Raw genomic sequence first — 11,734 nt, forward strand, 5'->3', positions numbered from 1 at the left:
TAAAAAGATTAATGACCAAGTGCAATTGCAAGACGGTTAAAGGCATTCATTAGTGCAACTGCAAAAGTTAAATCAGATATTTCTTTATCAGAAAAATAAGCTTTTAATGGTTGATAATAGTGATCATCAGCTTGAGTTTCTTTGATATTGGTTAAGCTCTCTGCCCAAGCAAACGCAGTTTTTTCTTGATTCGTAAATAAACTACTATCTTGCCAATTATTTACTGCATCAATACGTTGTTGTGACTCTCCTTGTTTAGTTAAATCAGCGCTATGAACTTTAATACAATATTGGCAACCATTAATCTGAGAGATTCTAAGATACATTAATTCAATTAATTTTTTATCTAAGCCACATTGTTGAACTTTATTTTTAACTTCAATCAAATCATTAAATAAATCCTTTGATAATGCATAATATTCAAGGCGCATAGCTGTTTCCTTAAATTATTTTATTAATTTTAAATCAATAGCATAGCATAGTTAACTTAAATAAATGATACAAATCAACTTGCGTAAACCTTTAGTAAACTCTATACTACAAAATAAACCAATATTTGGATAAGTCTTATGCAACAGCCATTGACAAAAAAAGAAGCACAACTACTACAATTGATTGAATCAATCTATGAAACAGAAGGTTATATTGCAGCGTATTCTGAGCTTGGGCGTATTCAAGGTGTTTCCAAAATGGCAATCTGTAAATTAGTTAAAAAATTAAGAGAGAAAGGTTATTTATCCGAATCAAATCAAATCATTCATAAAGCACATAATACGCTGCCCTTAATGGGTAAAATTGCAGCTGGAAAACCAATTGAAGCCTTTGAAGTTATCGAGCAATTATCCCTTAATCAACTGCTTCAAGCACCCAATTTATTTTTTTTAGAAGTCTCAGGCGACTCAATGGTAGATTCTGGCATTTTAGATGGTGACTATGTCTTAATTCAACAACAAAGTGATATTAAAAATGGTATGATTGTAGTTGCCTTAATTGATCATAGTGAAGCAACATTAAAAGAAGTTCGATTCAATGATGATGCGAGTATTACCTTAATCCCGCATAACCAACAACTTAAACCGCAAACTTATGATAAAAACCAAGTACAAATTCAAGGTATCTATTTAGGTGCACGTTTCGATAAACAATGTTTTAAAGCCTAAGGGGAAAGATGATGAAACAACAAAAAAATCTCTTAACTAAGACCTTATATGTAATTGCAAGTGACCGCCAACGATTAAATTATCAATCACTTCAATCAGAGAACATATGCAAATATACACCTTCAAAAATATCAGAAAAAATCATTCCTATTACAAAGTTAATCCGTAGACTTTGTGTTTAACTTTTATACAATCAAACCAGACTAAATATTTCATAGTTTTCATCTATGATTTCACTTATAAAATAATAAATTAATCAGTTATATTGGACTTATAACAACTCATAAATATTACAATTTAAACACCTTATTTCTAACATGAAGACTCAAAAAATTCAATTGAAACATAAAGTTAACAAGTCAGTAATACTGATTTTAATAAGCATTTATACTGCTGCAACTTCATGAAAGAATGATACATAAAAGGATTAGTAATGCCACGTAAACTAATTAGAAAACACATATCTAGAGGTCAATTTGGCACTGTGGATAAATTACAAGTTATCAATGATAGTACTCTTTCAGATGGGCTATATGCAAAAAAAGTGATTAAGCCTTCTAAATTAGAAATTGTTGATGTTCCTTCAGAAGCTCACAGATGGAATCAATATTTTATAAGTATCGGATTACATCAATTGGCTTGCGCCTCTAGTGAAAATACCAACACCATGTATACACCATGGATTGAAGGTAGCGAACCATCTAGAGAGGAAGTTCAACAAGCTGTTGATGACCTTTTTAAACAAGGATACTTAATAGCCGACCCTAAACCTGATAATTTTAAAAAATTACCCAATGGAAAAATCATTCCAATTGATTTTGGTGAAATTTTCCATACTTCTTCCGATGCTATCCCTCCAAGATCAATTGCTCTAATACACAATGCAGTAAGCACTTATGGAGAGTACTTTCCAGAGAATATAGAATTAACACAAAGCTACCTAGCATTTAAAAATGACAAACTTAAAAGCTATCAACCTACAAACTTAGATCGAGGCATTAATTTCGAATGGACTGGCTTTGATGACACACCAACACTATGCCTTCCCGAAGACTTACCTTTTAGCAATATAGCTGAAGATACTGATTCTGATAACTGTTTTGAAGAAAAGCAAACAAAACAATCACAAACAAGCAGTCATGATCAAGTACCATTACTATTTGCACCCAATCATACAACACCTGCGACACAGCAACATGAAGAAACTACTTGCTGTATTGTTATGTAAAATTAATTACCTCTACCAATAATTAAACTTGCATTATTACCACCAAAAGCAAATGAATTAGATAAAAAGTAAGGTTTATCATAATTTATTTGTTCATTAATGATAAAACAATCACTAACATCATCACCTTTGATACCATCCCATAACTGTTTTGGTATTAATTTTTTAGGATTATATTGTTGTGATAGTAATAACCAGCATAGCCCTAACTCAATGGCAGCTGCTGCACCTAAAGTGTGACCGGTTAATGGCTTAGTTGAGCTTATCGGTGTTTGATTAGCAAATAATTTATAGATTGCTTTTGATTCCATCTGATCATTTTTCGGTGTTGCTGTACCGTGTGCATTAATATAACCAATATCATTTGCTTTAAAGTCTGCAGAGTCAAGTGCAGCAGACATTGATAATTTTGCACCATAGCCTTCTGGATCAGGTGAAGTAATATGATAACCATCAGAAGCTTCACCAAAGCCTAGTAATTGAATTTCTGAAGGTTTTTTACTTAATACAAATAAGGCTGCTCCCTCACCAATAGTGATACCATTACGGTTAGTACTAAATGGGTTACATATATCATCTGAAACTGAATCAATACAATCAAATCCATTTAAAGTCATTTGACATAGGGTATCACAGCCACCGACAATAACTGCATCACAGAGATTACTTTCAATGAGTCTTACGCCAGAAATAATCGCTTTTGCACTCGATGAACAGGCTGTTGATACCGTATAAGAAGGGCCGCCTAGCTGTAGATACTGAGATAAAAATAAGGCAATTTGGCCTAATTCTTGTTGTTTATAATTAAATTGCGCTGGGTAAGTTATATTATTTTTAAAATAATTAAACGCATGCTCACCTTCACTAATACCCGATGTACTTGTGCCTAATACAACACCAATGCGGTGATTGCCATAAATTGATTTGAACTGATTCAACGTTTCTTCTATTTGTTGATAAGCTTTCAGTAATAGTCGATTATTTCGACAGTCAAATGCTTTAAATAATGGGTTAATTTCTGGTAGTTGTGCTGTAACTTCAGCAATATAGCATGATCTTTGACTAAATAATTGATCATAGTGGTGAACATTGATCTGGCTATTTTGTAATAAATTATCAATTACTTGGTCTTTGCTATTACCCAATGCGTTGATAATTCCAAGATCATTTAAATACATCTGCATTAGCTGATACTTTCAATAATACTATTTAACATAACCAATTCCTTGTTTAGACAAAGCTATCTTAAACGTTTACGCTTATCCTTTTTATCATCTTTTTCAGAATCAGTTTGCTCATCATTTTCTAGAGTTGTTTCACTCTTATCAATAAATGCTTCATCCGCTTGACGAGCTGAATCAATCAATTTAGACATTTCTGAACCATACTCTAATGAATCGTCATAGATAAAACGTAAACTTGGCACAATACGTAAGCTTAACTCTTTTGCTAAATAACTTCTAAAAAAGCCTTTAGCTTTGTTAAAAGCTTCTGCTAAGTCAGTTTGTGAAACGGTATCTGATAAAGATGTATAATATATTTTGGCATAAGATAAATCTTTAGAGACATCAACTGATGTAATTGAAACCCACTGAAATTTAGGGTTACGTATTTTTTTTCTAATTGCTGTTACAATTAAACGTTGAATCTCATCTGCTACCCGATAGACTCTTGAGGTTCCAGCCACTTAAAGATTCCTCTTTACTTCAGTTGTTTCATAGACTTCAATCTGATCGCCTACTTTAACATCATTATAGTTTTTGACACCAATACCGCATTCCATACCTTTTTTAACTTCACTGACATCTTCTTTAAAATGACGTAATGACTCGAGTGCACCTTCATAGATAACAACCTGATCACGTAACACACGAATTGGATTATTACGTTTGATGATACCATCAAGTACGCGACAACCTGCAATGGCACCGATCTTAGCTGATCTAAAGACTTCACGTACTTCAGCGATACCAATAATCTCTTCACGTAATTCAGGCGATAATAAACCACCCATCGCTTGTTTAACATCATCAATTAAATCATAAATAATGCTGTAATATCTCAAGTCAACTTCTTCTTTTTCAGCCATTTTCTTTGCTGTAATATCTGCACGGACATTAAATCCAAATAGCACAGCTTGTGATGCAATGGCTAAATTAACATCAGATGACGTAATACCACCAATACCTGATGCAACAACTTCTACTTTTACTTCATCATTTGATAGTTTAGTTAATGACTCTTGAATGGCTTCGACTGAACCTTGAACATCTGCTTTGACAATCACACTTAAAGTTTGCTGTTCATCACTTTGACCCATTCGATCAAACAAGGCACTTAATTTACCTGCTTGTTGTTGTTTTATTTTTTCTTGGCGATGTTTTTCTTGACGGAATTGTGCAACTTCTCGTGCTTTTTTCTCATCTTTAACTGAAATAACTTCATCACCTGCATTTGGCACACCAGAAAGTCCTAAAACAGCGACAGGCGTTGAAGGGCCTGCATCAGTAATTGGTTGACCATGATCACCAAGCATTGCCCTAACACGACCAAACTCAAGGCCCGCTAGAATAATATCCCCTGCTTTTAAGTGTCCTGACTGAATTAAAACTGTTGCTACAGAACCACGACCTTTCTCTAATTTAGACTCAACAACAACACCTTTAGCATAACCATCTACAGACGCACTTAATTCTAAAACTTCTGCTTGCAATAAAACACCATCTAACAATTCATCAATGCCTTCACCTGATTTTGCAGAGACATGAACAAACATTGCATCTCCACCCCAATCTTCAGGAATAACATCATGTTGTGATAACTCATTTTTAACACGCTCTGGATCAGCTTCAGGTTTATCAATCTTATTAACAGCAACAATAATTGGCACGCCTGCAGCTTTAGCATGTTGTATTGCTTCAAGCGTTTGTGGCATAACACCATCATCTGCTGCTACAACTAAAATAACAATATCCGTACAATCGGCACCGCGTGCACGCATCGATGTAAATGCCTCATGCCCAGGTGTATCTAAAAAGGTTATGTTGCCTTTTTCAGTTGCAACCGAATAAGCACCAATATGCTGAGTAATACCGCCTGCTTCGCCTGCAGTAACTTTTGAACGTCGAATATAATCAAGCAAGGATGTCTTACCATGATCAACATGTCCCATAATTGTTACAACTGGTGCACGAGGTAATTTATCACCAACTGATTCATCAACTTTTACTTCATCTTCAATGGCATCTGCTTTAGTCAAACGATATTTATGGCCTAATTCTTCTGTTACTAAAATAGCTGTCTCTTGATCTATCATTTGATTAATTGTAACCATTGTCCCCATTTTCATTAAGACTTTAATAATCTCAGCTGCTTTTCGTGCCATTTTCTGTGCTAACTCTTGCACGGTTAACTCTTCAGGAATTTCAATTTCACGTAAAATTTGTGCCTGAGGTTTAGTAAATTTCTGTGTTTTAACTTTGCTTAAATCAATACGTCTTTTATTCATACGTTCAGCAGCACGTTTATTCTGCATTGTAGCTTGATCATAGGTATCATCTAAAAGCTCTTTTGAAGAGTGCTTTTTACGTCCTTTTGATTTTTTCTTTTTCGTCTGTGATTTTTCTTTTAACTCAGCTAAGCGCTTATCATCTTTCTCAAATTTATCTTTTTCTTTTTTATGTGGCTTGGTTTCTTTTTTAGGCTCTTTTGATGCTTCATCCTGAGTTTTTGTTTCAGCTTTAGATGTAACAGATTCTTCTTTTGTCTTATTTTTACTTTCTACTTCTATATGATTTTTTTCAGTCTTATCAACATCAACTTCTTTAACATCTGCACTTTTTGTTTTCTTAATTGATTTTTTAGTCTCAGTAACTTCTGCTCCCTTCTCTTGTTCAAGCCCTTGGTCATCAACTGTAGCAGCTGATTTTTCAGTAACATCTTTTTTAACTTCAGGCTCACTATGCTCAGCTATTTCTTGATGCTTATCCTCAAGCTTTGTATCTGTTATAACTTCTTGTTCTTCTTCTACAAGCTCATCTTTAGGCTTAACAATCACCTTTTTCTTACGAACTTCTACATTAATTTTGCGATTTTGCCCGGATAATTTTAGCTTTTGTGTACTTTTACGTTTTAAAGTAATTTTATTACTCTCAGCTTTACCATCAACACCTTGAATATGGCCTAGTAATTTATTTTTCTCATCGTCAGTAATTAAATCTTTACCATCGGCTTTATCAATGCCTGCTTCTTTTAATTTCTCTACTAGCTGATCAACGCCGATTCCAACAGTATTGGCTAATTGTGCAACTGTTATCTCTGTCATCGTTGCGCCTCCCTTAAATTTATACTTAATCTATTTAAAATCATTATTTTATTTACTTTAAATCAATTCTCTTCAAACCACGGTCTACGTGCTGTTAATATTAATTCAGCTGCACGTTCTCGATCAATTTCAATAACATCTAGCAAATCATCAACTGCTTGTTCTGCTAGATCTTCCATTGTAATAATACCAGCTTCTGCTAATTGATTGGCTAAGGCTTCATCCATACCTTCCATAGTCAATAAGTCATCTGCTGGCACTTTTTTATTACTTAATGCTTGTGTTAATAAGGCTGTTTTTGCTCGCTCTTGCAGTTCACTGACAATATCCTCATTAAAACCATCAATTGCCAACATCTCTTCTAATGGCACATAAGCAACCTCTTCAAGTTGTGTAAAGCCTTCTTCAAACAATACCATAGCAACATCTTCTTCAACATCCAATGCTTCCACAAATAATTTAATTTGGCTTTGTGCTTCTTTATCTTGCTTTTCCTGTGCTTCAGATTCGGGCATAACATTTAATCGCCAACCTGTTAACTCTGATGCCAAACGAACATTCTGACCATTTCTACCAATGGCTTGAGATAATTGATCCTCTTTAACAGCAACATCAATCGTATTACTATCTTCATCCTGAATAATTGAAACAATCTCTGCAGGTGATAATGCGTTAATTACATATTGAACTGGGTTATCATCCCAAAGAATAATATCGATACGCTCACCTTTTAATTCATTGGTAATGGATTGAACACGGGTACCGCGCATACCAACGCATGCACCTACTGGATCAATTCTACCATCATTTGTTTTCACTGCAATCTTACAACGAGAACCTGCATCGCGTGCAATGCCGACAATTTCAATTACTTCTTCAGAAATCTCTGGCACTTCAAGCTCAAATAATGCTTCAACAATCTCATTAGCAATACGACTTAATCGTAATGGATAATTTCTTGATGTTTCATCAAGTTCAGTTAAAACCGCACGTGCCTTATCACCAACTTTGAAAGTCTCTTTTGGCAATAACTCATTTCTTGGTAAAATACCATCAGCTTGATCACCAAGATCAATTAAAATAAACTCACGAGTAACGCGTTTTACCTCACCATAAAGTACTTTACCAATGCGATCTTTAAAACTTTCAATTAATTTAGCTCTTTCAGCCTCTTTTACTTTTTGTAAAATAACTTGTCTTGCTGATTGCGCAGATATACGGCCAAAATCAACTGATTCTATTTCTTCTTCAATCACATCGCCAACTGTAACACTATGTCCTTTTTCATTAGCTACATCGACATAAAATTGTGCTTTTGAATTTTCAAGCTCAGCATCCTCTGCAATGACTTCCCATAAGCGATATGTTTTATAATCACCCGTAGTACGATCAATGACAACTTTTACTTCAGCTAGTGCATCAATTAATTTTTTGCTTGCCGCTGCTAACGCTTCTTCCATCGCGTGAAAAATTACTTCGCGTTCAACCTCTTTCTCATTTGCAACTGCTTCTATCACCAATAATAGCTCTTTACTCATGCCTTATATCCTCAATGTTGGTGCTTACCATGTAGGCGCAATTCTTAATTGCTCGACCTGATTGTAGTCAATTTCAATTTGATTACTGTCAATCTCTAAAGTTAACTTATCGCCACTAACTGCTTTTAATAATGCATCTTTAAACTTACGATAACCATTGACTTGCTCTTTAAGCCTCCCTTTTACCCTAAATCCCTCAAAGCACTTTACTTGCTCTAATGTAAATAAAATACGATTTGCTCCTGGAGAGGAAACTTCCAAAGTATAGTGGCCATCTATGATATCTTCAACATCTAAAATGCCGCTGATTTGTGTACTAACATCCTGACAATCATCAACAGAAATACCATCCTTATGATCAATATAAACACGTACTAATAAATCAGCATTCATCGGCAAAACTTCAATGCCCCACAGCACATAGCCCATTGCCTCTATCGATTGGCGTAAATGTTGATCTAGCGACTCAACTAACTGCATTGTTAATTTTCTCCAGATAAAAAAAAAGGACCATCTTAAGGTCCTTTTATTATTTTTATACACTGTTAATTTGGTAGCGGGGGCTGGATTTGAACCAACGACCTTCGGGTTATGAGCCCGACGAGCTACCAGGCTGCTCCACCCCGCATCGACAGGATGAGATACTACTGAATTCGCCGACAAAAATCAAGTAGTAAGTTAGATTTTTATTAATTAATGTGGTGATTAAAGTAAAATTCTAAATTGAATGATGCCTTTATCCACTATACAATAGCTAACATTCGTAATATTAATATTAAGTACATACCCATGGATAATCATGCTAACAATGATAATCATTATCCTCATACGCTATCTTTAGCACACTACCTTCAAATGATTATAAAACGTATTAAACTATTTTTAGCCATTCTTATTTTGGGCTTTCTGATAACAATAATCGCTTTTATTTATAAAAAAAATAATTATGATTACTCATATAACTTGACACCACCTGAGTATTTTTTTAATGCAAAATTTCAAAATATCATTGAAAACACAAAGCTTAATAACTATGTGGATTATTACTTAAGTAGATTTATCCAACAACAAAAAGTAGTTGAAGAAAAAGATTATGCAAAACGGATTCAACAGAGCTATTTAAAAGCTGGTACAAGCACTGCATTTATTAACCTAAGCCTTAAAGGCAATAAAAACGAATTAAAAATGATTACACAAACGTTAGATGATTATGTGCAATACCTTCAGAATCAATTTGATAGCAGTATTATCCAAAAATTAAAGCTTAGTTTAAATCTAAATAAAACAACACTTGAGAATAAATATTCGAGTTTATTAAAATTAAAAAATGATTTGGATAATAATACATCTGAAGTTAAAGAAGTACTAACACACAATACTTCGGTTAAAAGTAAAACACAATTCTCTCAAACTATTTTAGAATCAGATGCTTATCTAGCACTTGCTAATAAACAATTTGATTTATCAGTAAAATTAATTAACTTAAAAAATGATATAAACTCTATTAATCTAGCCATAGACACAATACAAAATCTACAGACACAAGGCCGACTAATTGAAAGTGATCAGTTAATTGGCTTATCAAAAATGGATGTTTTAATCATTGGTATCATACTGACAATTATTCTTGCTTTCACAGTGGTGTTATTAATTGAATCAATCAGGCTTAATTATGCTAAAACTACATCCAACAAATCAATGAATTAAATTCTATAAGGTCCTAACTCTATGGAAGAAAACAAACAATTAACCAACAATCAAAGTAGCAATGTAATTACTATAGCCGATCTTATTTTGATCTTAATAAAACGCATCAAACTATTTATTAGTATTGTTGTTCTAGGCATTATCATGTCTATTATTGCCTTTATCTACAAACAGAATGCTTATCTATACGGTTACACATTAAATCCTCCTCAATATCTATCGATCAACACAAGTAACCCACCTTATAATGCCAACTCAAAAATTGTCAGTAATAATAAGCTAATTATGTATCTAAATTCTTATATTGCTGAAATGCAGCAAATTGCTAAATATGCAGATATAAGAGAAAAAATTAGTCAAATTCAGTTATTTGGCACGATAGATTACAAAGAAAGTCCATATGTTAGTATCTACCTTAAAGGGCACTTAAATGACCAAAGTCAAACGTACTTTATTTTAAATAAGTATATCCAATTTACTCAGCAACAACTGCAACACGATATTATTCAACCACATAAAAATGACCAATTAGCAGCTAAACAAGTGCTAGAACAACAAGCAGCTACAACTAAAAATAAAATTAATGAAATAGATAAAAACATTCATGATCTAGCCGTACTATCTCACAATAATACACAATCACCTCAAACACTCAAAAGACAGCTAAACCTCGCCTCAAATCAACAATCGCAATATACTAAAGCACTCGCTAGACTTCAGCTACAAATTAATGCTATCAATGCTAGTCTTAAGTCATTTACCAATCTTAGCATTGGTAAAAAAATAGCAAAAATTGATAAACCTGTGGGACTATCAAAAGCAATGGTCCTGCCGCTTGGCATCATACTATCTATTATAGTTGCTTTAGGAATTGTATTTTTAGTTGAATATGTAAGTAATCTGTTCATTGAAATCAAAAGAAAAAAGAGCGCTAATATTTTATAAAATAATACGACATAAAGTATGCTAGCTATACCAACCCGCCCCACTTTCGCCAATATTTAAATGCAGATTTAATTGCCTGATTCCTCAGCTTTTTATTTTTATAAGCATCACCTTGATATTCATGACATACTTTAACACTTGGCACATAAGCAGTTTTAGCTATCTCTAAAGCTCTTCTTGAAATATCACTATCTTCCATATAATAAAAAAAACGTTCATCAAAGCCTTCAAGTTGTTTAAATAATGCTGTTCTAAATAGCATAAAGCAACCCGTACAATTTGGTATATTATAAATTACTTCATCATATGAATAACCTACATACTCATAATTTTCAAGATATTTTTTAAAAATTACTTTCTTTTGTTTAAATACAAATCTTAAAAACTGTATCAATAATGTTGGATTTTTTTTACATAAAAATTGCTGATTACCGTTAACATCAAAAACAGCAGGTGTTAATAAACCAACTTCATAATGTGCTTCTAAAAAAGCTAATGCTTCTGTCAATGTATTTTCTTCAAATACTATATCTGGATTAACAACTAAATGATAATCACTATCTAATCGGTCTATTACAAAATTGTTTCCATAGCCATAACCACCATTTTTATCTGATTCTAAAAATACTATATCAACTGAATATTTTTGTTTTATTATATGAAACTGATAATCTATCTGTTTTTCTGTATCATTATTTACGATATAAAGGCAAGCTTGCATATCACTATATTTTGATAATAATTGATTTATACTTTGCTCATAAGATGCTAAAAATTTTTCTAACATTTCTAAAGGATGCTTATATAATATAACCACCGATGTCATTTCCAT

Annotated in this window: 11 protein-coding genes and 1 tRNA gene; 4 read left to right on the forward strand and 8 right to left on the reverse strand. The window is 33.1% G+C overall.

Annotated features, from left to right (window positions below; genetic code table 11):
* Positions 1-8 precede the first annotated feature (8 nt).
* On the reverse strand, positions 9-431 hold the full coding sequence (locus KFE69_13440) for a carboxymuconolactone decarboxylase family protein (protein ID UTW42458.1): 423 nt from the start codon (positions 429-431) through the stop codon (positions 9-11).
* Positions 432-569: 138 nt separating this feature from the next.
* On the opposite strand from KFE69_13440, the gene lexA reads away from it, so the two are divergent.
* Entirely contained in the window at positions 570-1,160 is a 591-nt protein-coding gene (gene lexA / locus KFE69_13445) for a transcriptional repressor LexA (GenBank protein ID UTW42459.1), read from the forward strand.
* A gap of 433 nt (positions 1,161-1,593) precedes the next feature.
* Entirely contained in the window at positions 1,594-2,388 is a 795-nt protein-coding gene (locus KFE69_13450) for a hypothetical protein (protein ID UTW42460.1), read from the forward strand.
* 2 nt (positions 2,389-2,390) lie between these two features.
* Here KFE69_13450 and KFE69_13455 read toward each other — a convergent pair whose 3' ends face one another.
* The 6 genes from KFE69_13455 to KFE69_13480 form a co-directional block, all read right to left on the reverse strand.
* Entirely contained in the window at positions 2,391-3,572 is a 1,182-nt protein-coding gene (locus tag KFE69_13455; protein UTW42461.1) for a beta-ketoacyl-[acyl-carrier-protein] synthase family protein, read from the reverse strand.
* 56 nt (positions 3,573-3,628) lie between these two features.
* The gene (rbfA, locus tag KFE69_13460) at positions 3,629-4,075 is read right to left on the reverse strand and encodes a 30S ribosome-binding factor RbfA (protein ID UTW42462.1); all 447 of its coding nucleotides are present in this window, start codon (positions 4,073-4,075) and stop codon (positions 3,629-3,631) included.
* Complete coding sequence (infB, locus tag KFE69_13465) at positions 4,076-6,712, reverse strand: translation initiation factor IF-2 (GenBank protein UTW42463.1); 2,637 nt, start codon at positions 6,710-6,712, stop codon at positions 4,076-4,078.
* Between the two features lie 62 nt (positions 6,713-6,774).
* Positions 6,775-8,250: a transcription termination/antitermination protein NusA gene (nusA, locus tag KFE69_13470; protein ID UTW42464.1), complete on the reverse strand. Its 1,476-nt coding sequence runs from the start codon at positions 8,248-8,250 to the stop codon at positions 6,775-6,777.
* A 24-nt stretch (positions 8,251-8,274) separates the two neighbouring features.
* Positions 8,275-8,730: a ribosome maturation factor RimP gene (locus KFE69_13475; GenBank protein ID UTW42465.1), complete on the reverse strand. Its 456-nt coding sequence runs from the start codon at positions 8,728-8,730 to the stop codon at positions 8,275-8,277.
* A 71-nt stretch (positions 8,731-8,801) separates the two neighbouring features.
* Positions 8,802-8,878 (reverse strand) — tRNA-Met (locus KFE69_13480).
* Positions 8,879-9,039: 161 nt separating this feature from the next.
* Between KFE69_13480 and KFE69_13485 the strand changes: the two genes are divergently transcribed.
* Both KFE69_13485 and KFE69_13490 read left to right on the forward strand, forming a co-directional pair.
* Complete coding sequence (locus KFE69_13485; GenBank protein ID UTW42466.1) at positions 9,040-9,957, forward strand: hypothetical protein; 918 nt, start codon at positions 9,040-9,042, stop codon at positions 9,955-9,957.
* Positions 9,958-9,978: 21 nt separating this feature from the next.
* Positions 9,979-10,902 carry a hypothetical protein gene (locus KFE69_13490; GenBank protein UTW42467.1) on the forward strand — a complete coding sequence of 308 codons (924 nt, stop codon included), beginning with the start codon at positions 9,979-9,981 and terminating at the stop codon, positions 10,900-10,902.
* A gap of 25 nt (positions 10,903-10,927) precedes the next feature.
* On the opposite strand, the gene KFE69_13495 is transcribed toward KFE69_13490, so the two are convergent.
* Complete coding sequence (locus KFE69_13495; GenBank protein ID UTW42468.1) at positions 10,928-11,734, reverse strand: glycosyltransferase; 807 nt, start codon at positions 11,732-11,734, stop codon at positions 10,928-10,930.

The organism is bacterium SCSIO 12844, from assembly GCA_024397935.1.
Taxonomy (GTDB): domain Bacteria; phylum Pseudomonadota; class Gammaproteobacteria; order Francisellales; family Francisellaceae; genus M0027.

Bases quoted from the DNA above. Each gene is read 5' to 3' on its own strand.
- KFE69_13440 (UTW42458.1), bottom strand. From the start codon at position 431: ATGCGCCTTGAATATTATGCATTATCAAAGGATTTATTTAATGATTTG.
- lexA (UTW42459.1), top strand. From the start codon at position 570: ATGCAACAGCCATTGACAAAAAAAGAAGCACAACTACTACAATTGATT.
- KFE69_13450 (UTW42460.1), top strand. From the start codon at position 1,594: ATGCCACGTAAACTAATTAGAAAACACATATCTAGAGGTCAATTTGGC.
- KFE69_13455 (UTW42461.1), bottom strand. From the start codon at position 3,572: ATGCAGATGTATTTAAATGATCTTGGAATTATCAACGCATTGGGTAAT.
- infB (UTW42463.1), bottom strand. From the start codon at position 6,712: ATGACAGAGATAACAGTTGCACAATTAGCCAATACTGTTGGAATCGGC.
- nusA (UTW42464.1), bottom strand. From the start codon at position 8,250: ATGAGTAAAGAGCTATTATTGGTGATAGAAGCAGTTGCAAATGAGAAA.
- KFE69_13475 (UTW42465.1), bottom strand. From the start codon at position 8,730: ATGCAGTTAGTTGAGTCGCTAGATCAACATTTACGCCAATCGATAGAG.
- KFE69_13485 (UTW42466.1), top strand. From the start codon at position 9,040: ATGGATAATCATGCTAACAATGATAATCATTATCCTCATACGCTATCT.
- KFE69_13490 (UTW42467.1), top strand. From the start codon at position 9,979: ATGGAAGAAAACAAACAATTAACCAACAATCAAAGTAGCAATGTAATT.
- KFE69_13495 (UTW42468.1), bottom strand. From the start codon at position 11,734: ATGGAAATGACATCGGTGGTTATATTATATAAGCATCCTTTAGAAATG.